The 22,784-nt window shown below is 66.4% G+C and carries 17 protein-coding genes; 9 read left to right on the plus strand and 8 right to left on the minus strand.

The window, feature by feature from the left end:
- Positions 1–2: 2 nt before the first annotated feature.
- A complete protein-coding gene (ccoO, locus tag ACSION_RS03545; protein ID WP_093489889.1) occupies positions 3–623 on the minus strand; it encodes a cytochrome-c oxidase, cbb3-type subunit II in 621 nt (206 codons plus the stop codon).
- A 12-nt stretch (positions 624–635) separates the two neighbouring features.
- Positions 636–2,075, minus strand: coding sequence for a cytochrome-c oxidase, cbb3-type subunit I (gene ccoN, locus ACSION_RS03550; protein ID WP_299345870.1), 1,440 nt, complete (start codon positions 2,073–2,075; stop codon positions 636–638).
- Between the two features lie 210 nt (positions 2,076–2,285).
- Here ccoN and ACSION_RS03555 point away from each other — a divergent pair, with 210 nt between their 5' ends.
- Genes ACSION_RS03555 through cydX form a run of 3 tightly spaced genes read left to right on the plus strand, consistent with a single transcriptional unit; the run spans position 2,286 to position 5,142 of the window.
- Positions 2,286–3,854 (plus strand): cytochrome ubiquinol oxidase subunit I, encoded by a 1,569-nt coding sequence (locus tag ACSION_RS03555; RefSeq protein WP_435304866.1) that lies wholly within the window; start codon positions 2,286–2,288, stop codon positions 3,852–3,854.
- A 13-nt stretch (positions 3,855–3,867) separates the two neighbouring features.
- A complete protein-coding gene (gene cydB, locus ACSION_RS03560; protein ID WP_435304867.1) occupies positions 3,868–5,013 on the plus strand; it encodes a cytochrome d ubiquinol oxidase subunit II in 1,146 nt (381 codons plus the stop codon).
- A gap of 12 nt (positions 5,014–5,025) precedes the next feature.
- Positions 5,026–5,142: a cytochrome bd-I oxidase subunit CydX gene (gene cydX, locus ACSION_RS03565; RefSeq protein WP_435304868.1), complete on the plus strand. Its 117-nt coding sequence runs from the start codon at positions 5,026–5,028 to the stop codon at positions 5,140–5,142.
- A gap of 77 nt (positions 5,143–5,219) precedes the next feature.
- Here the strand turns inward: cydX and ACSION_RS03570 are convergent, their stop codons facing one another.
- Positions 5,220–7,697 (minus strand): TonB-dependent receptor, encoded by a 2,478-nt coding sequence (locus ACSION_RS03570; RefSeq protein WP_435304869.1) that lies wholly within the window; start codon positions 7,695–7,697, stop codon positions 5,220–5,222.
- 28 nt (positions 7,698–7,725) lie between these two features.
- A complete protein-coding gene (locus tag ACSION_RS03575; protein WP_435304870.1) occupies positions 7,726–9,768 on the minus strand; it encodes a sulfotransferase in 2,043 nt (680 codons plus the stop codon).
- A gap of 335 nt (positions 9,769–10,103) precedes the next feature.
- Between ACSION_RS03575 and ACSION_RS03580 the strand changes: the two genes are divergently transcribed.
- Genes ACSION_RS03580 through ACSION_RS03595 form a run of 4 tightly spaced genes read left to right on the plus strand, consistent with a single transcriptional unit; the run spans position 10,104 to position 15,820 of the window.
- On the plus strand, positions 10,104–11,159 hold the full coding sequence (locus ACSION_RS03580) for an aromatic ring-hydroxylating oxygenase subunit alpha (protein WP_435304871.1): 1,056 nt from the start codon (positions 10,104–10,106) through the stop codon (positions 11,157–11,159).
- Entirely contained in the window at positions 11,152–12,441 is a 1,290-nt protein-coding gene (locus ACSION_RS03585) for an amidohydrolase family protein (RefSeq protein ID WP_435304872.1), read from the plus strand. Before ACSION_RS03580 ends, ACSION_RS03585 begins: the two co-directional genes overlap by 8 nt.
- 6 nt (positions 12,442–12,447) lie before the next feature.
- Complete coding sequence (locus ACSION_RS03590; protein ID WP_435304873.1) at positions 12,448–13,761, plus strand: amino acid permease; 1,314 nt, start codon at positions 12,448–12,450, stop codon at positions 13,759–13,761.
- A complete protein-coding gene (locus ACSION_RS03595) occupies positions 13,754–15,820 on the plus strand; it encodes an FAD-dependent oxidoreductase (protein ID WP_435304874.1) in 2,067 nt (688 codons plus the stop codon). Before ACSION_RS03590 ends, ACSION_RS03595 begins: the two co-directional genes overlap by 8 nt.
- A gap of 3 nt (positions 15,821–15,823) precedes the next feature.
- Here ACSION_RS03595 and ACSION_RS03600 read toward each other — a convergent pair whose 3' ends face one another.
- Genes ACSION_RS03600 through ACSION_RS03610 form a run of 3 tightly spaced genes read right to left on the minus strand, consistent with a single transcriptional unit; the run spans position 15,824 to position 19,587 of the window.
- A complete protein-coding gene (locus ACSION_RS03600) occupies positions 15,824–17,434 on the minus strand; it encodes a family 43 glycosylhydrolase (RefSeq protein WP_435304875.1) in 1,611 nt (536 codons plus the stop codon).
- 21 nt (positions 17,435–17,455) lie between these two features.
- Positions 17,456–19,129, minus strand: coding sequence for a glycoside hydrolase family 43 protein (locus tag ACSION_RS03605; RefSeq protein ID WP_435304876.1), 1,674 nt, complete (start codon positions 19,127–19,129; stop codon positions 17,456–17,458).
- Between the two features lie 11 nt (positions 19,130–19,140).
- A complete protein-coding gene (locus ACSION_RS03610) occupies positions 19,141–19,587 on the minus strand; it encodes a 2-dehydro-3-deoxygalactonokinase (protein WP_435304877.1) in 447 nt (148 codons plus the stop codon).
- Positions 19,588–19,609: 22 nt separating this feature from the next.
- On the opposite strand from ACSION_RS03610, the gene ACSION_RS03615 reads away from it, so the two are divergent.
- Entirely contained in the window at positions 19,610–19,861 is a 252-nt protein-coding gene (locus ACSION_RS03615; protein WP_435304878.1) for an XRE family transcriptional regulator, read from the plus strand.
- Here ACSION_RS03615 and ACSION_RS03620 read toward each other — a convergent pair.
- A complete protein-coding gene (locus ACSION_RS03620; RefSeq protein ID WP_435304879.1) occupies positions 19,858–21,075 on the minus strand; it encodes a tyrosine-type recombinase/integrase in 1,218 nt (405 codons plus the stop codon). The two genes, ACSION_RS03615 and ACSION_RS03620, sit on opposite strands and share 4 nt — an antisense overlap.
- A gap of 164 nt (positions 21,076–21,239) precedes the next feature.
- On the opposite strand from ACSION_RS03620, the gene ACSION_RS03625 reads away from it, so the two are divergent.
- Complete coding sequence (locus ACSION_RS03625) at positions 21,240–22,778, plus strand: DUF4365 domain-containing protein (protein WP_435304880.1); 1,539 nt, start codon at positions 21,240–21,242, stop codon at positions 22,776–22,778.
- Positions 22,779–22,784 lie beyond the last annotated feature (6 nt).

Consider the following 22,784-nt stretch of genomic DNA (forward strand, 5'->3'; position numbering starts at 1 on the left):
GCTCAGCCTCCCCTCGGCGCGGCCTTGCCCAGCCCTTGCAGGTAGGCGACCACGGCGTCCAGTTCTGTGCGGCCTTCGACATCGGAGGCGGCGTTGTTGATCTCTTCGTCCGTGTACGGGTCGCCGATGCGCTGCAGCGTCTTCATGCGCTGGGCCACTTCGGCGCCGTCGACCTTGGCGTTCTCCAGCCAGGGGAAGGACGGCATGTTCGATTCCGGCACCACGTCGCGCGGGTTCAGCAGGTGCACGCGGTGCCAGTCGTCGGAGTAGCGGCCGCCGACGCGCGCCAGGTCCGGTCCGGTGCGCTTGCTGCCCCATTGGAACGGGCGGTCGTAGACCGATTCGCCGGCCAGCGAATAGTGGCCGTAGCGCTCGGATTCGAAACGCAGCGTGCGGACCATCTGCGAGTGGCAGTTGTAGCAGCCCTCGCGGATGTAGATGTCGCGGCCCGCCAGTTGCAGCGCCGGGTAGGGCTTCACGCCTTCCAGCGGTTTGATCGCCTCGGCCTGGAACATCAGCGGGACGATTTCGGCCAGGCCGCCGAAGGACACCGCCACTGCGATCAGCACCGCCATCAGGCCGACGTTCTTCTCGACTTTCTCGTGCGAATTTCCGTTACTCATGTCGTCGGCTCCTCAGGCGCGCGCTTGGCTGGCATCGGGCTGCAGGATCGGCTGCGGCGCGACGGACTTGGCTGCCTGGAAGGTCTTCCAGGTGTTCCAGGCCATCAGCAACATGCCGGTGAACACCAGCAGGCCGCCGCCCAGGCGGACCAGGTAGTAGGGGTAGGTGGCGTTCAACGCTTCGACGAAGCTGTAGGTCAGCGTGCCGTCGGCATTGGTGGCGCGCCACATCAGGCCCTGCATGACGCCGGCGATCCACATCGAGGCGATGTAGAACACCACGCCCAGCGTGTGCAGCCAGAAGTGCGTGTCGATGGCCTTGACCGAATGCATCTGCTCGCGGCCCAGCAGCTTGGGCAGCATCGCGTAGACCGAGCCGATGGTGATCATCGCCACCCAGCCCAGGGCGCCGGCGTGCACGTGGCCGATGGTCCAGTCGGTGTAGTGGCTCAGCGAGTTGACCGTCTTGATCGACATCATCGGACCTTCGAAGGTCGACATCATGTAGAACGACAGCGAGACGATCAGGAACTTCAGGATCGGGTCGGTGCGCAGCTTGTGCCACACGCCGGAGAGCGTCAGCACGCCGTTGATGGCGCCGCCCCAGCTGGGGGCCAGCAGGATCAGCGAGAACACCATGCCCAGGCTCTGCGCCCAGTCCGGCAGCGCCGTGTAATGCAGGTGGTGCGGGCCGGCCCACATGTAGATGGCGATCAGCGCCCAGAAGTGCACGATCGACAAGCGGTAGGAGTAGACCGGGCGTCCGGCCTGCTTCGGCACGAAGTAGTACATCATCCCGAGGAAGCCGGCGGTCAGGAAGAAGCCCACCGCGTTGTGGCCGTACCACCACTGCACCATCGCGTCGACGGCGCCGCTGTAGATGGGGTAGGAGTGCAGCAGGCCGCTGGGCAGGGCCAGGCTGTTGACGATATGCAGCAGCGCCACGGCGATGATGTAGGCGCCGAAGAACCAGTTCGCCACGTAGATGTGCTTCACCGCGCGCTTGGCGATGGTGCCGAAGAACAGCACGGCATAGGACACCCAGACCACCGCGATCAGCACGTCGATCGGCCAGATCAGCTCGGCGTACTCCTTGCCCTGGGTCAGGCCCAGCGGCAGCGACACCGCCGCGGCCACGATGACCAGCTGCCAGCCCCAGAACACGAACGCCGCCAGCTTGTCCGAGATCAGCCGCACGTGGCTGGTCCGCTGCACCACGTGCAGGCTGGTGGCGAACAGGGCGCAGCCGCCGAACGCGAAGATCACCGCGTTGGTGTGCAGCGGGCGCAGCCGGCCGTAGCTCAGCCACGGCAGGTCGAAATTCAGCGCCGGCCAATACAGCTGCGCGGCGATCAGCACCCCCACCAGCATCCCCACGATGCCCCAGACCACGGTCATCACCGTGAACTGGCGCACCACCTTGTCGTTATAAGTCCCCTGGACGCCTTGCATGCGGCCTCTCCTATTCTGGTACGGTGGATTTTCGGGTCCGGCCAGCCGGGCCGCATTGATCAGGATCAACCCCCCCCCCCGCCGGCCGGTGGCCGCGGGGCGCGCAGGATGCCGCAGGGCAGGGCGAAGGGGGGTGCGACAGATGGTCGCCCCCGTCCATGACAGTGGGAGGGCTAGAATCCCCGCCAGACAACCGGGAGCCGCATCCCCATGCCGGACATGACCGTCGTCGAACTGTCCCGTCTGCAATTCGCGCTGACGGCAATGTATCACTTCCTGTTCGTGCCGCTGACCCTGGGGCTGTCCTTCATGATCGCAATCATGGAGAGCGTCTACGTCATGACGGGGCGCGACATCTGGCGGCGCATGACCCTGTTCTGGGGCACGCTGTTCGGCGTCAATTTCGCGATGGGCGTGGCCACCGGCATCGTGATGGAGTTCCAGTTCGGCATGAACTGGTCGTACTACAGCCATTACGTAGGCGACATCTTCGGCGCGCCGCTGGCCATCGAAGGCCTGATGGCATTCTTCCTGGAAGCGACCTTCATCGGCCTGTTCTTCTTCGGCTGGGACAAGCTGAGCAAGGTGCAACACCTGGTGGTCACTTGGCTGGTCGCGCTGGGATCGAACTTCTCGGCGTTGTGGATCCTGGTGGCCAACGGCTGGATGCAGAACCCGGTCGGTGCGGTCTTCAATCCCGAGACCATGCGCATGGAGATCACCGATTTCATGGCGGTGATCTTCAACCCGGTGGCGCAGGCGAAGTTCGTCCACACGGTGTCGGCCGGTTATGTCACCGGCGCCATGTTCGTGATGGCGATCAGCGCGTTCTACCTGCTGCGCGGCCGCAACGCCGACTTCGCCAAGCGCTCGATGGCGGTCGCCGCCAGCTTCGGCCTGGCGGCGGCGCTGTCGGTCGTCGTGCTGGGCGACGAGAGCGGTTACGCCACCAGCGAGCACCAGAAGATGAAGCTCGCCGCCATCGAGGCGATGTGGGAGACCGAGCCCGCGCCGGCCGGCTTCAATGCCTTCGCGATCCCCGACCAGAAGAACCAGACCAACCACTACGCCTTGCATATCCCCTACGTGATGGGGCTGATCGGCACGCGTTCGTTCAACACCGAGATGCCAGGCATCCTGGACCTGGTGGAGCGCGCCGAGGGCCGCATCCGCAATGGATTGATGGGCTACGAGGCGCTGCAGAAGCTGCGCGCCAACCGCAACGACGGCACCGCACGCTACATCTTCGAGGCGCACTGGCGCGACATCGGCCATGCACTGCTGCTCAAGCGCTACCGCGAGGACATCGGCAACGCGACCGAGGAAGAGATCGCGCAGGCCGCGCACGACACCATCCCGCACGTCGCGCCGCTGTTCTGGAGTTTCCGCCTGATGGCCGGGTTGGGTTTCTACTTCATCGCGTTCTTCGCGGTCGCGTTCTACCTCGCCAGCCGACAACGGCTGGACCGGTACCGCTGGTTCCTCAAGGTGGCGTTCTGGAGCCTGCCGCTGCCGTGGCTGGCGATCGAGGCCGGGTGGCTGATCGCCGAATACGGTCGCCAGCCCTGGATCATCGACGGCGTGCTGCCGACCTTCCTGGCCGCGTCGGGGCTGAAGCTGCACCAGATCATCATCACGCTCAGCGGCTTCGTGCTGATCTACACGGTGCTGGCCGTCATCGAGGTCTGGCTGATGCGCAAGCTGATCCTGAAGGGGCCCGAGCACCTGTCCGCGCCCGCACCGGACGCCCCCGCGCCACAACCGGCCTTCGCGGGCTGACGGGAGACGACGCATGGACACCATTCCCCTCGACTACGCGACGCTGCGCCTGATCTGGTGGCTGCTGCTGGGCATCCTGCTGATCGGCTTCGCGGTGATGGACGGCTTCGACCTGGGCGTGGCCACGCTGCTGCCCGCGGTGGCGCGCACCGACGAGGAGCGCCGCATCGTGCTCAACGTCATCGGTCCGGTATGGGAGGGCAACCAGGTCTGGTTGATCCTCGGCGGCGGTGCGATCTTCGCGGCGTTCCCGCCGCTGTATGCCGTGAGTTTCTCCGGCTTCTACATCGCGATGTTCCTGATCCTGTTCGCGCTGATCCTGCGGCCGGTCGGGTTCAAGTTCCGCAGCAAGGTGCCCGATCCGCGCTGGCGCGCCGCGTGGGACTGGGCGCTGTTCGTCAGCGGGCTGGTGCCAGCACTGGTGTTCGGCGTGGCGATGGGCAACGTGCTGCTCGGCGTGCCCTTCCATTTTGACGATACCTTGCGGGTGTTCTACGAGGGCGGACTATTCGGCCTGCTGACGCCGTTCGCCCTGTTGTGCGGCCTGGTCAGCGTGGCGATGCTGGTGATGCATGGCGCCGGCATGCTGGCGATGAAGACCTCCGGCGCCATCGCCGAGCGCGCGCGGCGCTACGGCAGCATCGCCGCAGTGGCGACGGCGGTGCTGTTCGTGATCGGCGGCCTGTGGGTTGCGCGCATTGATGGGTACGCGCTGCAGGTCGCGATGGATACCGCCGGTCCCTCGAACCCGCTGGCCAAGATCGCGGTCGCGCAGCCTGGTGCATGGATGGACAACTACGCCCGCTGGCCGATCACCTGGCTGTTGCCGGTGCTGGGTGTGGCGGGCGCGCTGCTGAGCGCCGTGCTGTTGCGCATCGGGCGCGCGGGGCTGGCGTTCCTGGCGTCGTCGATCAGCATCGTCGGCATCATCCTGACCGAAGGCGTGGCGACGTTCCCGTTCCTGCTGCCGTCGTCCACGCAGGCCGGCTCCAGCCTGACCCTGTGGGATGCGTCGTCCAGCCACATGACGCTGTTCATCATGCTGCTGGCGACGGCGTTCTTCCTGCCCATCATCCTGCTCTATACCGCCTGGGTTTTCCGCGTGCTGCGCGGCAAGGTCGACCAGGACGGGATGGGGCGCAACCCCAACGCATACTGAGGAGGCTTCCGCATGTGGTATTTCAGCTGGATCCTGGGCGCCGGCCTGGCGGCGAGCTTCGCCATCCTCAACGGCATGTGGTACGAGATGCGCGAGAACGACCGCGAGGCGACTTCGCGCGATTCCTGATCGCCCCGGCGTCTTCGACAAAAAAAGCCCCGGTTCGCACCGGGGCTTTTCGTTGCCGCATTCCGGCGCGTGCTGCGTCAGAACTCCTGCGAGAAGCGCAGGCCGATCGTGCGGGGCTGCGAGACGACCGTGTAGACCTGGCCGTTCGGATACTCCGGCACCACGCCCGCGGCACCGCAGACGGCTTCGGCGCACTGGGTGAAGCGGCTCAGCTCGCCACGCTCGTCGAACAGGTTGTTGACGTACACGTCCACCTTCCAGTTGTTGCGACGGTAGCCGGCCGACACGTCGACCGTGGTGTACGCATCCAGGTCGCCGAGGATCTCGCGTTCGGCCAGGCGCAGGTCGGACTTGCGATCGCCCACGTGCACCACCGCACCCTGCAGGAAGGCTTCGCCACCCGCCATGTCGAAGGTGTAGCGCGCGGTCAGGTTGCCCTTGACCTTCGGCGTGACCGGCAGCTGCGTGCCCTCCGGCGCCTCGGGATCCGTGCACTCCGTGACCGGATTGCCGTCGTCGTCGGTGAAGCCGCAGTAGTTCTCGGTCAGCTCCGCGTCGTAGAACGCGGCGCCGGCCGTCAGCTGCAGGTTGTAGGTCGCCGCGAACGCGAGCGAAAACTCGGCGCCGTTGATGCGCGCCTGGTTGGCGTTCTTGATCTCGGTCAGGCCGTTGGCGCCGAGGATGGAAAACTGGAAGTCCTCCCAGTCCTGGCGGAACACCGAGCCATTGAACGAGAGGCGGTTTTCCAGCCAGGTGGTCTTCCAGCCGAACTCGTAGTTGGTCAGGTAGTCCGACAGGTAGGGCGGCAGCGTGCCGCGGCGGTTGATGCCGCCGGGGCGGAAGCCTTCCGACCACGTGCCGTAGATCATCTTCGTGTCGTCGATCCGCCAGGTCAGGTTGAAGCGGCCGATGTGGCCGTTCTCCTTCACCCGCTTGTCGAAGAAGCTGCAGGGCGCGCCATTGAAGGTCGGCGCGCCGTCCGGGCAGGCCACTTCGCCGTAGCTCGATACCCAGCCCCAGTCGGCGAAACCGAAGAAGCCCTTCAGGCTGTTGTCGACCTCGAACCAGCGTGCGCCGGCGGTGGCGGTCAGGTCTTCGGTGATGTCGAAACTGAGTTCGCCGAACACGGCCTTGTCCTTGTCCTGACGCAGCTGCTTGGTCAGCCAGATCGTGTCCGGCCAGCCCGTGACCGACTGCACCGGCGACAGGCCATCGATCTTGTAGCGCTGCTCGATGTCGTGTTCCTGGTCCTGCATGAATACGCCGGCGACGAAGCGGAAGCGATTCTCGGTCGGCGAGGCGATGCGCAGCTCGTGGCTGGTCTTCTTGTAGCCGTCCACGCCCTGGATGTACTGCGACGGATTGACCAGCGAGCCGGGCGCGCAGGTGAACGTATCGGGATCGAAATCCGAACAGGTATACGCGCCGTACGCCGCCAGCGTGTCGTACCAGAAGGCGTAGTCGTTGTAGTCCTGCTCGACGTCGACGTCGCGATCCAGGCGTGCGAATGCGTAGGTCAGGTCGAAGTTACCGATCTTGCCTTCCACCGTCAGCGCGGCCTGCCACCAGCGGTCGTCGGAACTCTCTGGATAGAAGTGGGTCAGCGCCAGTTCGCCCACCTGCGGGTCGACCGCGAAGCCGCCCTTGGACTTCTGCTGCTGGCCCATGATGGTCGGCGTGATCGACCACGTGTCGTTGAGATCCACCTTCAACGCCAGGCGAGCGCCGGTGGTGTCGACTTCGTTGTAATCCTTCTTCACGCGGTCGGCGTTGTCGATGGTGCCGTTGCCGCCGGAGTCGGCGTCCCACGAGGGGAAGGTGCGCGTGCCATACACGTTGTCGATGTAGCCGGCGTCGTGCTTGTTCCAGGCGACCAGGCGGATCGCCGCGCGGTCGCTCATCGGCAGGTTGAGGAAGCCCTCGGCGACGTGGCCGATGCCGCCGTTGCTGACGCTGTTCACTTCCAGCCCGTAACCGGCGGCGAAGCCGGTGGGGTCGGGCTTGTTGGTGATGATGCGCAGCGTGCCCGCCTGCGAACTGGCGCCGTACAGCGTGCCCTGCGGACCGGCCAGCGACTCGACGCGGTCGATGTCGTAGATGTGGATGTCCAGCGGGCCCTGGATGGTGGTGACCGGCTGTTCGTCCAGGTAAACGCCCACGCTGGGCAGCGAACCGGAGTGGTTGCCGTCGCCGCCGCTGGCGACGCCGCGCATATAGATCTGCGCGAAGCCCGGACCGGCCGACTGGTACGACACGCTGGGCAGGTACTTCACGTAGTCATCGAAATCGGTGACATTGAGGTTCTTCAGCTGCTCCGTGCCCAGCACCTGGATGCTGATCGGCACTTCCTGCAGGTTCTCCACGCGCTTCTGCGCGGTCACCGTGATGGTGTCCAGCGTGGCCGCGGCGCGCTCGCCCTCGGCGGGCGGCGTGGCGGGTGCGTCCTGGGCCATCGCCGTGGCACCGAACGCGAGGTAGATCGCGGCGGTCAACGGGAACCTCGCCAGGGTCGACGGATCGCGCCGCCCCGGTTTTCTTCTGCTGCGGGTACTCATCCAGCTCACCTCTCTCCAGTGATGACGGTCAATCGGGGATGGAACTGTCCTCCGTGGAATCCGGAACCGCCGGATAGGCGCCCAACACAGGCCCCAAGGCGTTCTTCAACGGCTCCAGCCACGGTTCGTAATGCCGCCAGTGATCCACGCCTTCGCGGTAGATCGGCTGGCGGACCTGTTCGGAACTGGCGGTCCTGACGGGCCGCGCGTTCTCGAAGAAGCGCAGGCAACCGTCCTCGAACGGCAGCCCGCAGTAGTCCAGCAGGCGGCGCACCTCGGCCTCGGTGTCGTCCACTAGCTGTTCGTAGATCACCCGGTGCACGCGTCCGGGGAGCGCGGCGTCGTAGTGCGCCATCAGCGCCACGTAGTCGCGGTAGTAGCGCCCGATGTCCTCCAGCCCGTAGCTGAAGCCCTGTCCGCGCGCGAAATGCTGCTTGTAACCGGACAGGCAGCAGGCCAGAGGGTGCCGTCGGGCATCGATGATCTTCGCGTTCGGCAGCATGAGGTGGATCAGGCCGGTGTGGGCGAAGTTGTTCGGCATCTTGTCGATGAAGAACGGGCGGCCCGACTTGCGATGGATGCGGGTCGCCTCGAGGTAACGTTCGCCGAGCTTGCGCAGCGCATCGCCGTCCAGGTCCGCCAGCAGGTCGTGGTACGTCTCCGCGCCGTCCGCCCGCGCCTGTGCGCGCAGGTCGCGCGTGATCGAGGTGATCTCGGGCAGTTCCATCGTGCCTTCCACCGCCGAGTGGCTGGCCAGGATCTGCTCCAGCAGCGTGGAGCCCGCGCGCGGCATGCCGACGATGAAGATCGGGTCGGGTGCTTCGCAGCCGAGCCCCGTCCGTCCCGCGAAGAACGTGGCGGTGTGCGCGGCCTTCAGGCGCTCGGTGCGCGCATGCGTGTCGTCGGCGCTGTAGGCGAGCTGCGTGCGGCGCAACGCATTGCCGTCGCGGTAGTGCGCGAACGAGGGCGCGTACTCGCCCTCGTCTTCGAGCGCCTTGCCGAGCGCGAAGTCCAGGTGCAGGCGATGGTCGTCGGCGAGGTCGTCGCGCGCGCGCTGCGCGCGCATCACGCCGACATCGTCGTCGCTGAAGCGGAACGTCTTCAGGTTGGCCAGGCTCCACCACACTTCACCGAAGCCGGGCTCCCGCGCCAGCGCGCGCCGGTACGCCTCGATCGCGCGCGCGGCGTGGCCGGCCGTCTTCAGCGCGTGGCCGTAGCTCATCCAGATCTTGGCCTGGTCCGGGTAGGACGCCAGCACGCGCTCGTACAGCGCCAGCGCGGGTTCGTAGTCGCCCACGCGGCACAGGACGACCGCCTTGAGGTTGAGGTACGCGGGGTTGTCGGGGTCGTGCGCCAGCAGGGCATCGATGGCCTGCAGGGCCTCCTGCGGACGGTTGGCACGATGCAGCACCAGCGCATGGTTCTGCCGGGCGGCATGGAAGTCGGGCGCGAGTTCCAGGCATCGCGCGAGCAGGGCCTCGGCATCGTCGATGCGGCCGACGCGCGCGGCGACTTCGGCCAGCATGCGGATCGCGGCGACATCGGTGGGCGTGCGCTTCAAGCGTGCGCGCAACAGCGCCTCGGCCTCGGGAATGCGGTGGTCGGCGAGCGCGCCGGCGGCCTGCATCAGTTCGGGGTCGCGCGTCGAATAGCGCGTGTGCTGCAGGTAGGCCGCGGCGGCGCCGTCGGCATCGTTCATCGCGGCGAGGTGATCGCCCAGTTCGCGCCAGGCCTGCGGCAGGTCGGCCTTCAGGGTGAGGGCGCGCCGCAGCGCGGGCACGGCGGCATCGCCGCGGCCGGCTCGACCCAGCGCCAGCCCGTGTTCGAGATGGGCCAATGCCCACTGCGGGTGCTCGCGCACCAGCGGTTCCAGCACGTCGAGCGCATGCGATGCCTGGCCGCGGACCCGGTGCGAGGCGGCCAGGATCAGCAGGGCCATCGGGTGGCGGCCGACGGCGCGGATGATCTCGCTGGCCTGCTGGGCGGCCATCGCCGGATCGCTGGCCAGCAGGTGGCGGGCATGATCCAGCGCGGTGTCGAGGGTGCCGGTGGGCGAAGCGGCGGCGGTCATGCACCGTCCCTGTGCAACAGGTCGGTGATGCGTCCACGATCGTCCATCGGTCGTTCCAATCCGATTCCCCGCTGATGAAGTGCCCCTCGCTTTCAATCTATAGGCGAACCGGGGCGATTGGATAGGGCAGGAATACGCCTGATGCGAAAAAAACGAACCGGCAAAAAGTAATCCAACTTTCGTCATGCCGATGTGCACCAAGTGAGGGCGCCTGAGCCCCGTCGGCGCAGCGTCCCGGTGCAGGGGGACTGTGCCGCACCCCCCACGTCCGCGTAGGCTTGGGCGGCGCCGCCCGCCGGTACTTGCTGCGGCGCGCCATCATCGACGGGACCGCCATGCCAAGCACCGCCAGCCCCCTTCCCTTGGAGCACGCCCGCGCGCTGCCCGCCCGGTACTACGCCGGCGAGGCGATGCTGGCGATGGAGCAGGCCGCCGTCTTCCAACGCAGCTGGCAACTGGTCGCCCACCAAGGGCAGCTCGCCGAGCCGGGCGACCACGTGGTGGAACGGATCGGCGGCGTACCGGTGCTGGTGGTCCGTGGCCAGGACGGCGTGCTGCGCGCCTTCCCCAACGTGTGCCGCCACCGCGCCGGTCCGCTGGCGCTGTGCAACGGCAAGGGGGCACGTGCGCTGCACTGCAAGTACCACGGTTGGACGTACACGCTGGAAGGCCAGCTGCGCAGCGCGCCCGAGATGCAAGGCGCCGCGGATTTCGACGTCAAGGACATCCACCTGCCGCCGCTGCGCGTGCACGCCTGGCAGGGCCTGGTGTTCGTCGCCCTGCACGAGGACGTACCGCCGTTCGAAGAGGTCTACGCCGGCATCGCCGGGCGCATCATGCCGATCGACCTGGCCGCGATGCGCTTCCACCGCCGCGACAGCTACGACATCGCGTGCAACTGGAAGGTCTACGTGGACAACTTCCTCGAGGGCTACCACCTGCCGCACGTGCATCCCGGGCTGTCGAAGGTGCTCGACTACCGCGCCTACGACACCGAACTCTTCCCCTGGCATTCGTTGCAGCATTCGCCACTGCGCAACAGCGGCGACATCTACGGCGATGGCGACGCGTTCTACTACTTCGTCTATCCGAACGTGATGCTCAACATCATGCCGGGGCGACTGCAGACCAATCGCATCCTGCCGCTCGGGCCGGACCGTTGCCGCGTGGAGTTCGACTACTACTACGCACAGGACGATGCCGCGATGGCGCGCATCGCCAACGACCAGGCCTTCAGCGACGAAGTGCAGGACGAGGACATCCGCATCTGCGAAGCGGTACAGCAGGGCCTGGCGTCCGGCTTTTACGAGGCGGGCCGGTTGTGCCCGAAGCGCGAGAGCGGCGTGTGGCATTTCCACAATCTGTTGAGGGCGGCGTATGGCGATGCGTGACCGGTTCCTGCCCGCACTCCTGTTCTCGCTTGCCTTCATCGCCTCGCCCGCTGGCGCGCAGGACCTGCTGATCCAGGCCGGCCGCGTGCTCGACGTTGAAACGGGTCGGATGCTCGAGGGGCGCGACATCCTGGTGCGCGACGGACGCATCGTGTCGATCGCGCCGCCCACGAAAGGCGTGGATCCCCGCGTTCGCGTCCTCGACTGGTCCGCGCTGACCGTCGTGCCCGGCCTGATGGACATGCACACGCACCTGGCCGACGAAGGGCCCTATGGCGATCCCGCGACACCGCTGAGGAGCAATGCCGCGCGCGATGCCTTCATCGGCGCGCGCAATGCGCGGGCGACCCTGCAGGCCGGCTTCACCACGGTGCGGGATGTCGGGGTCTATCGCGGTTTCGCCGACGTGCAGTTGCGCGACGCGATCAACGCCGGCCTCGTGCCGGGGCCGCGCATGTTCGTTGCCGGCACCTACGTCACGGTCACCGGGGGCGGCGGCGAGATCACCGGATTGCCTGCGAGGACGGAGCTGCCGGCGATCTTCCGCCGCGGCGTCGCGGACAACGAAGCGGAGGTGCGCCAACGGGTGAACGAGATCCTCGACGCGGGCGCCGACTTCATCAAGTTGATCGCCACGGGCGCCGTGCTTGCCGACGGCACCGAGCCGGGACAATCCGAGTACACCGAGGCCGAGATCCGCGCAGCGGTGGAAGAGGCAGGGCATCGCGGCAGTTTCGTCGCGGCCCACGCGCACGGTGCGGAAGGCATCAAGCGCGCCGTACGTGCCGGCGTGCGGTCGATCGAGCATGGCTCGCTGTTGGACGACGAGGCCATCGCACTGATGAAGCAGCACGGCACCTTCCTGGTCGCCGACATCTACAACGGCGACTACATCGATACGGTGGGCCGGCGCGACGGCTGGTCCGCGGAAATCCTGCGCAAGAACCTGGACACGACCGAGGCGCAGCGCGAGGGCTTTCGCAAGGCTGTCGCCGCGGGCGTCAACATCGCCTACGGCACGGACAGCGGCGTGTATCCGCATGGCGACAATGCGCGCCAGTTCGCCTACATGGTCCGCTACGGCATGACCCCGCTGCAGGCCATCCGCGCGGCGACGCTGGAGTCGGCGCGGCTGCTGCGCAAGGAAAAGGAACTGGGCTCGATCACGCCGGGCAAGCTCGCCGATCTCGTCGCCCTGGCCTGCGATCCGCTGGCCGACATCGCCTGTCTGCAGCAGGTGCGCGGCGTGGTGAAGGGCGGCGTGCCGGTGGCGCGGGACTGACCGCCCATGCAGTCACACGACCGCAGGAAGATCGGCTTCTGGACGTGCACCGCGCTGGTGGTGGGCAACACCATCGGCATGGGCATCTTCGTGCTGCCCGCCTCGCTGGCACCGTTCGGCTACAACGCGCTGCTGGGCTGGGGCATCACGGTGCTGGGTTGCCTCGCGCTGGCGCGCGTGTTCGCAAGGCTGGCGCGCCTGCTGCCGGGCGCGGACGGTCCTTATGGTTACGTGCGGCATACGCTGGGCGACCTGCCGGCGTATGCGGTGCTGTGGTCGTACTGGGTATCGAACTGGATCACCCTCGCGGCCCTGGCCACGGGCGTGGCGGGCTATGCCGCCGCGATCTTCCCGCCGCTGGCGCGGGTGCAGCCGGCCGTGGTGTGCCTGGGCGTGCTGTGGCTGTTCGTGGGCATCAACCTGTTGGGCGTGCGCAGTGGCGGGCGCGTGCAGGTGGTGACCACGGTGATGAAGCTGGTGCCGATGCTGGCCGTCGCGGTGCTCGGCGCATGGACCTTGCTCGAATCCCCCGCGTCGTTCGGCGCGCATCCGCCGGCCAAACCGATCAGCCTCGGCGATGCGATGGCGGCGTCGACGCTGGCGTTGTTCGCGATGCTGGGCATCGAATCGGCGACGATCCCCGCCGCGAAGGTCGAGGACCCCGGGCGCACCATCCCGCGCGCGACGATGACCGGCACCGGCATCACCGCGGCGATCTATCTCGTGGTGTCCGCCGTGCCGTTGCTGCTGCTGCCGCATGCCGAACTCGCGCAGTCGAGCGCACCGTTCGCGCTGGTGATGGAGCGTTTCGCCGGCGAAGGGACCGGGCGGTGGATCGCGTTGTTCGTCGTCGTCAGCGGCTTGGGCGCCTTGAACGGCTGGACGCTGTTGAGTGGCGAAATGATGCGCACGATGGCCGACAACGGCACGATGCCGAAGGTGTTCGCGCGGACCAATCGCTTCGGCGCGCCGATCGGCGCCCTGGTGCTGACGGCCCTGCTCGCCAGCGCGATGGTGCTGATGAACTACAGCGAATCCGCGGTGGCGGGCTTCACCTTCCTCAGCACCGTGGTGACGGCGGCCAACCTGCCGCTGTACCTGGGGTGCTCGCTTGCATTGGGCGTGCTCTGGTGGCGTGGCCAGCGCGATGCGGGACGCGACCTGCTGGTCGCCGCCGTCATCGGCACGGCGTACACCGTGTTCGCCTTCATCGGCATGGGCGCGCAGCCCTTCTGGCTGGCGCTGGCGTTGATGGTCGCCGGCCTGCCGCTGTACTTCTTCCTGCGCCGTCGCCACGGCCACGCGGTGCCACATGCGTGATCCGCGCTACGACATCCTGTTCGAACCGGTCCGCATCGGCCCGGTGACGACCAAGAACCGTTTCTTCCAGGTGCCGCACTGCAACGGCATGGGCCATGCAATGCCGCTGGCGCACGCGGCCATGCGCGAGGTGAAGGCCGAGGGCGGGTGGGGCGTGATCTCGACGGAAGAGTGCGAGATCCATCCCAGCAGCGATCTCACCCCGTACGTCGAAGCGCGCCTGTGGGACGACCGTGACATCCCCGCGCTCGCGCTGATGTGCGACAAGGTGCATGCGCACGGCGCGCTGGCCGCGCTGGAGCTGTCGCACAACGGACCGACCGCCTCCAACCTGTACTCGCGCGAAGTGCTGCTGGCGCCGTCGCACCAGCCCTCCAAGTACGGCTATCCCTCGCAGGCCCGCGCGATGGACCTGCACGACATCGCCGAGTACCGTCGCTGGCACCGCGAGGCGGCGGTGCGCGGCATGAAGGCGGGCATGGACATCATCTACGTCTACGCTGCGCATGACCTGTCGCTGCCGATGCATTTCCTGCAGCGTCGCCGCAACCAGCGCGCCGATGCCTATGGCGGCTCGCTGGAGAACCGCATCCGCCTGCTGCGCGAAGTGTTGCAGGACACGCGCGAGGCGGTCGGCCATCGCTGCGCCGTCGCGCTGCGCTTCGCTACCGAGGAACTGCTGGGGCCGGCCGGTGTGGAACTGGCCGAAGCGCAGGACATCGTCGGGATGCTGGCCGAGCTTCCCGACCTGTGGGACGTCAACGTGGCGGCCTGGTACAACGATTCGGTGCCCTCGCGCTTCGCCCGCGAAGGCGCGCAGGAGCCCTTCATCGATTTCGTCCGCAAGGCGACGACCAAGCCGGTGGTCGGCGTGGGCCGTTTCACCTCGCCTGACACGATGGTCTCGCAGATCCGGCGCGGCGTGATCGACCTGATCGGCGCCGCGCGGCCCTCGATCGCCGACCCGTTCCTGCCGCGCAAGATCGAAGAAGGCCGCGTCGACGACATCCGCGAATGCATCGGCTGCAACATCTGCGTCTCCGGCGACATGACGATCTCGCCGATCCGCTGCACGCAGAACCCCAGCATGGGCGAGGAATGGCGCAAGGGCTGGCATCCGGAGCGGATCGCGCCGAAGGCGAGCGAAGCACGCGTGCTGGTGGTCGGCGGCGGGCCGGCCGGCCTGGAAGCCGCGCGCGCGCTGGGCCAGCGCGGCTACGAAGTGCACCTGGCCGACGCGCGGCGCGAACTGGGCGGGCGGGTCACGCGCGAGGCGCGCCTGCCGGGGCTGGCCGAATGGGCGCGCGTGCGCGACTGGCGGCTCGGGCAGATCGGCAAGATGGCGAATGTCAGCACTTACCTCGACTCCGCGCTGACGGACCAGGATGTGCTCGACTTCGGTGCGGACCATGTCGTCATCGCCACGGGATGCCACTGGCGGCGGGACGGATTCGGGCGCAGCCACGGGCTGGGCATCGCCGACTTCGCCGACAGCGCGCGCGTCTTCACGCCGGACGACCTGATGGACGGGCGCTGGCCCGAGGGCCGCGTGGTGGTGTACGACGACGACTACTTCTACACCGCCAGCGTCGTCGCTGAGGCGCTGCGCCTGCGCGGTTGCGAGGTCACGTACCTCACCCCGGACGACACCATCGCCTCTTGGAGCGCGAACACGCTGGACTACCGCCATATCCAGTGGCGCATGGCCGAGCTGGGCGTCGTGCAGTGCGTATCGCACCTGGTCACCGGCTATACGGGAACCACGCTCGCGCTGGAGCACGCGTGGAGCGGCGCAGCCTCTTCGCTCGACTGCGACGCGGTCGTGGTGGTCACGGCTCGCCTGCCCGACGATGCGCTCTACCAGGCATTGAAGGCGCGCGAGACTGAGTGGGCCGATGCGGGCATCCGCAGCGTGGCCTGCATCGGCGATGCGCTGGCGCCGGGGCTGATCGCGCACGCGGTGTACGCCGGCCATCGATATGCGCAGGAACTGGACGCGCCGCGCGACGGCGAGGTGCCGTTCAAGCGGCACTTCCATCACGACGCGCCGATGGCGTGATGCTCAGGCGAGCGCGCGATAGCGGAAGTCGCTGAACTCCACCGCGCCCGGGCCGGCGCTGTACAGCGCGACGCGCAGGCTGAGGAAGCCACCGAACACGTTGTGGTGCAGGCCGGACACTTCCATCCGCGTGTCCAGCCGCGTCCAGGTGCGGCCGTCGTCGTGCGAGTGGTGCCAGGTCACCACGTGGTGGTCGTAGGTCAGTCGCAGACGCACGCGCCGCGTCGGCATCGCTTGCCGCGCCCACGTCTGTTCCTCCGCGTACTGGAACACGCGCAGCCCGTCCGCCGTGAAGCCCAGGCCGACGAAGGCCTTCGGGTTGTAGAACAGCAGCAGGCCGCCTTCGCCGCCATCGACCAGGGTCAGCGTGACCTCGGCCTGATAGGCACGGTCGCCGACGATGCAGGCTAGGGGACTCCCATCCGCGGGCGACTGGCCTGCGCCGGCGAGGCGGAGGGATTTCGTGCCGTACCGCACGCGTCGCATCTCGTCCGGTCGCGGCGCGTGGAAGGCCCACTGCGTGCCGAGGCGATCGCTCGAGAAATCGTCCGACAGCGCGACGCCGGCGGTCCCCGCCTTGCCGCCGCGCGGCACGGGCAACGGGGCCGACAGGTCGCCGCCGCGTGCACGGAACCAGCCATCGTCCGTCCATTCGATCGGCTCCAGCAGCGTCTGCCGGCCGAGCGTGCGATAGCCGTTCTCGTAGCCGTGGTAGACCATCCAGCTGTCGCCGGCCGGTCCATCGACCAGTGTCGCGTGGCCGCGCGACCACCAGGGTTCGGCATCGCCCAGCGTGCGCACCAGCGGATTGTGCGGGCAGTGTTCCCACGGCCCGTGGATTGAACGCGAGCGTGCGGCGATCACCATGTGGCCGGTGATCGGGCCGGCGGTGCCGCCGACGGCGGTGACCAGGTAGAACCAGTCGCCACGCCGCGTCAGCTTGGGGCCTTCGGGCGCGAAGTTCTCGGTGATCCAGTCTTCCGGATAGCGCCAGGGCTGGTAGGCGGTTTCCAGCATGCCGTCGGTCGCCAGGCCATCGTCGGTGAGGCGCACCTTGCGGATGCCGTTGACGAACAGGTAACGCCGCCCGTCTTCGCCGACCGCGTGGCCCGGATCGATGCAGCCATCGATGCGCAGGTCGACCGGTTCGCTCCACGGTCCGCGGATGTCGTCGGCCCAGATCGCGTGGATCTTCCACGCCTCATCCTTCGCCAACGCTGGCAGGTAGATGAAGTAGCGGCCGTCGTGCTTGCAGAGATCGACGGCCCACACCGTACCCACATGCGTGCGCAACGCAGGGCCGAGCGGCGTCCAGGTGACGAGGTCGGTCGAGTGCCAGATCACCAGGCCGGGATAGGCGTCGAACGACGAGAACGTCATGTAGTAGTCGTCGCCGTCCTTGAGGATCGTGGGGTCGGGACGGTCGCCGGCGACGATGGGGTTGAGATAGGTGCCGTCGCCGAGGTCGGCCTTGCGTTGGCCTTCGACGCCGGTGGCGTGCGCCGGCGGCGCCGGCGCGCACGGCGTGGCAGCCGCCACGCGCGACGACAGCGGCCAGGTGGCCAGGCCGGCGAGTCCGGCCTTGAACAGTGCGCGACGCGAGGTGCCGGGCATGCGGACTCCGTGATCGCGCGGTCAGCGACGCACGGCGTACAGGCCGAACGTATTGCCGATGAAGCCGCCCGCCGTCTCCACGCTCAGCAAGCTGGCGTCCAGGCCGGTGGCGACGCTCTTCCAGTCGCCAGCGGTCAGCGAGTACGACGCTTCCAGGCGCGGGCCGTCGACGCGGAAGCGCAGTGACACAGGGCCGTGTCCTTCGTCCAGCGGAATGCGCGCCAGGCGATCGCCTTCCTTCCCGCCCTCGCGGCCGCTGCGCCGGTACAGCGACACCGCCAGTCCGCGCGCATCGCGTTCGACGCCGAGCACGTAGTGGCCGTACTCGTTCTGCAGCAACACGAGTCCCGCCAGTTCACCCGTCGCGGGCTCGAACGAAGCGAGCGTGGTGTCCAGCGTGGCCGCGTGATGCTGCACGCGGTGGGCGATGTACGACGGCTGGCCCGGCGCCGTGCCGAAGGCGCCCAGCGGCATCGTGCCCGGCGTGATCGTCAGGCCGTGCGCGCCGGTGGTGTACCAGCGGCTCTGCGGCGGATGCAGGGTCATCCACGACAGTGGCAGCGCGGGCGCGTCGAAGCGCTCGGTCCACGTCATCGGCCCGCTGGTGGGAAACGGTTGCGCATTGCGTGGCAAGTCCGGGCGCTTCACGACCATCGGCACGCGTTCGCCGCGGGGCAGGACCACCGGCCAGCCGTCCTTCCACGTCACCGGCAGCAGGAAGGTTTCGCGGCCGAGGTTGTACTGGTTGCCGCGGTACGGACGGGTGGCGAGGAACACCGCCCACCACGTGCCGTCCTTGAGCTTCACGAACTGCGCATGGCCGGTGGACGTCACCGGATCGGCGCGCTTCGGGTCGAGGTCGCGCTGGGTCAACGCGGGATTCGACGGCGAGGGTTGATACGGACCGGTGAGCGCGCGGCTGCGCCATACCATCTGCGCGTGCTGCTCGCCGGTGCCGCCCTCGGCCGCCGTCAGGTAGTACCAGCCGTCGTGCTTGAAGACGTGGGGACCTTCGACGTGTTCGGGATTCGTCGCCGGATCGGCGCCGCCGTCCACCAGCAGGAGGCGCTTGCCGACACGTTCGCGCGTGCCGAAATCGAAACGCTGCAGCCAGATCGCGCGATGGCCGTCGTAGCGCAGCTTTCCATCGGGGACATCGTTGTGGACCACCCACGCGCTGCCGTCGTCGTCGAAGAACAGCGAGGGATCGATGCCGCTGACGCCGAGCCAGATCGGGTCCGACCACGGGCCTGCGGGATTCTTGGCCGTCACCACGAAGTTGCCGCGATCGCAGTAGAAGCACGTGTTGGCGATGTAGAAGGTGCCGTCGTGGTGGGCGAGGGTGGCGGCGAACAGGCCGCGGGTCAGTTCTTCCTTCTCGCCGTAGTTGATCTGCCCGGGGCGATGGATCCCATTGCCCACCTGGGTCCACGACACCAGGTCGGTGCTGTGGAAGACCGGCAGGCCAGGGAAGTAGCCGAACGTGGAGTTCACCAGATAGAAATCGTCGCCGACGCGGATCGCGGACGGGTCGGGGTAGAAGCCCGCGACGACCGGATTGCGGAATTCATCCGCGCCCACCGGCGGACCGCCATCGTCGCCGTGGTAGCGCACTTCTCTGAAGACCGCATCGCCCGCCCATGCGGGACCGATCATCAACGATGCCGCCAGGATCCATGCGCAGTGCTTCAGCATCCGGTCTTCCTCTAGTAGGGGGCGGTCGCGGTCCGCCGTGCCCACAGCGCATGCAGGCCGCGCGCGGACAGGTCTTCGGGATGGCGCTGCACGCCGACGCCCAGCGTCGTCAGTGCGTGCGCGTAGGAGGCCAGCAAGCGGTCGTTGCCGATCAGGTGCACCTGCGCCGGGCGCGGCGCATGCGAGAGCAAGCCCGATGCGCGCAACTCGTGGCCGATCAGCAGGCCGGAGAGATACGAAGGCAGCGCCGGTTCGGCGAACTGCTGGAACAGGCCCGTCGTGCGCACGCCGAACAGGTGGTGCAGCAGGCCGCCGGCGTCGGCGCTGCGCTTCAGCCCGGCGTCGAAGGCGTAACCATCGAAGCGCACGTCGCCGGCGGGCATCAACCGGCCGAGGATGCTGTGCTGGCGCAACAGCGCGAAGAGTTCGCCGGTCATCGCGGTGGCGATGCGGTGCACCTGGCCGTCGCTGGGGGCACTCGTGGATAAGGAGCGGGACAAGAATCGTGGGGCCGCTCGCGTCAACCGATACGAGCAGCAGGTCAATTTGGCAGACATCGAGAAAGCTGCAGAACTGGCAGCGGCCCTGAACGTGCCCCTTGCCTATCTATTTGCTGATTCGGATGAGCTGGCCGAACTCATTCTTTCGTACAGCGCGCTCGACGCGAAGCAGAAGGCCAAGATTCTTGCTGATGTCAGGCAAAAGTCTGGTGCAGACAAATCGGGGGCTTAAGCCACCAGCTTGGCCACAGCGGCAGATAGATGTTCTGGACCCAAATGGGCATAGCGGAGGGTCATCGTTAGATCGGCATGCCCGAGCAGCTCGCGGACCGTGTTGAGGTCAACGCCAGCCATGACCAGCCGGCTCGCGAAGTGATGGCGCAGGTCGTGGAAGCGGAAGCCCTCGATCCGCGCTGCGGTCAACAGGGTGTCCCAGGACGACTTGATGCCGGAGATGCCGAACACGCTGCCCGAACTGCTGCCTTGCGATGCCCACTGACGGAGCACGGTCATCGCCTCGGCATTGAGGGGTACGTGGCGCTGCTTGCCGGACTTGGCGTTCTCCCGGCGCACCGTGAGCATCCGGGCCTGGAGATTGATGTCCGACCAGTCCAGCGACAGTAGTTCACCCCTACGCAGCCCCGTGTTCATCGCCAGCAGCACAACCGGGGTCAGGTGGTCTGCATAGGCGCCCTCGGGCACCTCTGGAAACAGAGGACGCTTGCGGGCTGCTCGCCACTCATTGGCGGACCTGCGCGCTGCGGCGTGTTCCAAGTCTCGCGTCGCAAGGACACACCTTAGGCGCTGCTCCTCTGCGGGGCTGAAGAACCGAACCACGCTCCGTGGCTTGGCAGCCTTCATGCGCAGCTGTTGGATGGGGTTCTGCTCCAACATCCCCCATTTCACTGCCTTGGAGATCACGGCGCGGAAGCTGGCAAGATCGCGCCATGCAGTGGCCTTGGTGATGAGGCCCTCCCGATCCGGTCGAGCCTTGGTCTGCAACCGCTTCATCCACCAATGCTCGACCCATGCCGAGTTGATGTCCGACATAGGCATGTCGAGTGCGGCTGGGAACAGCCGCTGCAGGCGACCGATGTACTTGTCGGCCCCCTTCAGTTCGCTGCGTGCCCAAGGGTGGTAGTGGTCGCGCAGGAACTCAGCGAGGGTGATCTTCGGGGCAGCGGGCTTGGCGATGCTGGGCAGCCCAGTCTGAATGTACTCCGCGATGATCTTGCGGGCGATCTCGCGGGCCTGGTCAAGCGTTAGTTGTCCAGCGGACCCCAGCGTACGACGCTTCCCGTGCTCCCAGGTGACGACCCAAGCCTTATGCCCGCTGGGCTGCACCCGGAGCAGGAGGCCACGTACCTGCGTGTCCCTGAGCTCGTAGGCGCGATCCTTGGGCTGGGCTGTCGCGACAAGACGCTTGGTAAGGGTGGTGACTGACATACGGGCTGCTTCCGTGGTTGGCGTAAGCCAACGATAGGAAGGGCCGGAGGTTCATGATTGGATGCGGATCGTCCGCAATTGTGGGCAGTGAGAGGGACTTCAAATGCATTGTTGCTTTGAGAGGTTTGCAGGAGCATCTTCGGCCACACGGAAGTGGAGCCAAGATGAACTTTCCTGATAGTCAGCTCGTGGCCGAAGCCTCTGAGCTTGCGGTTCGGCAGCTCTTCACGGGCTGGCGATGGGTAGTGGGAAAAGACTTCATCGACGTCGGGTACGACTTTGTTATCACGCCAGATCAAAGCGTATTCAAGGGTGCTCGATTCTGCGTGCAGGTTAAGGGGACTGCCACGAGAGGGAAGCGGTCCTACGTTGCCAAAGTGAGCAAGCAGCGCCTCCGTCAATATGCAGATTGTGTGGTGCCCGTATTCATTCTTCGTGTTCTTCCGGATGGACGAATCCTCTGGCTCGACGCAAGAAGGTGGTGTCAGGAGCATCCCGGCCGGCTTGCGGGAAGCGGAGAGACGGGGCTCAAGTTTCCAGACTCCAACGTGCTTTCCGATGAGGGGGAGTTCATGGAGTACCTTAAGCCTTCAATGCTGCCAATGGGTCAGCGTAGAGACGCCGTTGCGTCGGCAGCCAACGAGCGCGCAGCTTATCTATCAAGTATCGACGACCGACTTAGGGTTAGGATCGACTACGTGAATGGTCGGGAGAGCTACGCAGTTTCCGCAGCAAAGCCAAACGAGGAATTTGCGGCGGGTCTTGTAATCAATCCTGTGCCGCAGTCCGCTAATGTTGAGAAGCTGCGAGATGCAATGAACTATGGAGTTCCTGCGGAGTTTGACGTAGCAGAGTTCCGAATGACTGGCTCGCCACTGTTTGAAGAGATTGGAGCGGATCGTGGATTGGTCGGCCGAGTCTCCCTGCGGCCTACTCGTAGCGAATCAGTGCAAGTAACGATGGTTCCTGGCGAAAAATTCAGCCTGACAGCGGCATCTGTCCAGATTGATTCGAGACTCTACCGGGGGGCAAGAGGGCTTGCTGTTCTAAGTGAGGGCGAACAGTCGCCCCTGAGTCTGCGTGCCCAATTTGACCCCAGCGAGAATGGGACTAAGGCGAACATCACTTTATCTACCAATACTTCCGGATATCTTTCCAGTGCTCCTGTCGCCAATCTTACGGCGCTTGCAGGCTTCGCCGAATGGTTCGAGCAAGCGACAACTAAGCGCTCTATATGGCTCTGCTTCGACTTTGATGTAGGGCGGGTGCCTGCCGTGCTCGGTGAGGCTGAGGTCTCAAGAATGCTTCCCGTCTTCGGCCATCTTGCGTACCTATCAAAACTGCACGCGATAACAAAGTTCTGCGCATCAGGATTTCAACTTCCATTATCGTATGAGTTGTCGGATCAAGAGCTTGATGAGATAGATACGCTCTACAAGATCCTACGAGGAGAAAGGGTAGAGATCGGGTTGCAATCTCTCCAGTTCGATCCGCAGCGTGAGTTTGATGGAAGCTGCGGAGAATTCATCGCGACCACCGAACTTGTCTTTGTGATCCTTGGCAATGAGGTGGGCAAGTTTCCGGTAGCCATCCAGCTCAAAGATTTCGATTTGCTGCCCGGCACCGAAAAGTTCAGCTGGAGGCTACAGCGTGTCGAAGGCGCACAGTCGCTTCTCTACTACGACGAACATTCATCCGCGTAGTTCATG

Origin of the sequence: Pseudoxanthomonas sp. LjRoot125, assembly GCF_964252705.1 — a bacterium.
GTDB lineage: Bacteria > Pseudomonadota > Gammaproteobacteria > Xanthomonadales > Xanthomonadaceae > Pseudoxanthomonas_A.

Excerpts from the sequence above, each read along its gene's own strand:
- ccoO (WP_093489889.1), bottom strand. The coding sequence starts at position 623 with ATGAGTAACGGAAATTCGCACGAGAAAGTCGAGAAGAACGTCGGCCTG.
- ACSION_RS03595 (WP_435304874.1), top strand. The coding sequence starts at position 13,754 with ATGCGTGATCCGCGCTACGACATCCTGTTCGAACCGGTCCGCATCGGC.
- cydB (WP_435304867.1), top strand. The coding sequence starts at position 3,868 with ATGGACACCATTCCCCTCGACTACGCGACGCTGCGCCTGATCTGGTGG.
- ACSION_RS03600 (WP_435304875.1), bottom strand. The coding sequence starts at position 17,434 with ATGCCCGGCACCTCGCGTCGCGCACTGTTCAAGGCCGGACTCGCCGGC.
- ACSION_RS03585 (WP_435304872.1), top strand. The coding sequence starts at position 11,152 with ATGCGTGACCGGTTCCTGCCCGCACTCCTGTTCTCGCTTGCCTTCATC.
- ACSION_RS03580 (WP_435304871.1), top strand. The coding sequence starts at position 10,104 with ATGCCAAGCACCGCCAGCCCCCTTCCCTTGGAGCACGCCCGCGCGCTG.
- ACSION_RS03605 (WP_435304876.1), bottom strand. The coding sequence starts at position 19,129 with ATGCTGAAGCACTGCGCATGGATCCTGGCGGCATCGTTGATGATCGGT.
- ACSION_RS03620 (WP_435304879.1), bottom strand. The coding sequence starts at position 21,075 with ATGTCAGTCACCACCCTTACCAAGCGTCTTGTCGCGACAGCCCAGCCC.
- ACSION_RS03555 (WP_435304866.1), top strand. The coding sequence starts at position 2,286 with ATGCCGGACATGACCGTCGTCGAACTGTCCCGTCTGCAATTCGCGCTG.
- ACSION_RS03575 (WP_435304870.1), bottom strand. The coding sequence starts at position 9,768 with ATGACCGCCGCCGCTTCGCCCACCGGCACCCTCGACACCGCGCTGGAT.
- ACSION_RS03625 (WP_435304880.1), top strand. The coding sequence starts at position 21,240 with ATGAACTTTCCTGATAGTCAGCTCGTGGCCGAAGCCTCTGAGCTTGCG.
- ACSION_RS03570 (WP_435304869.1), bottom strand. The coding sequence starts at position 7,697 with ATGAGTACCCGCAGCAGAAGAAAACCGGGGCGGCGCGATCCGTCGACC.
- ccoN (WP_299345870.1), bottom strand. The coding sequence starts at position 2,075 with ATGCAAGGCGTCCAGGGGACTTATAACGACAAGGTGGTGCGCCAGTTC.
- cydX (WP_435304868.1), top strand. The coding sequence starts at position 5,026 with ATGTGGTATTTCAGCTGGATCCTGGGCGCCGGCCTGGCGGCGAGCTTC.
- ACSION_RS03590 (WP_435304873.1), top strand. The coding sequence starts at position 12,448 with ATGCAGTCACACGACCGCAGGAAGATCGGCTTCTGGACGTGCACCGCG.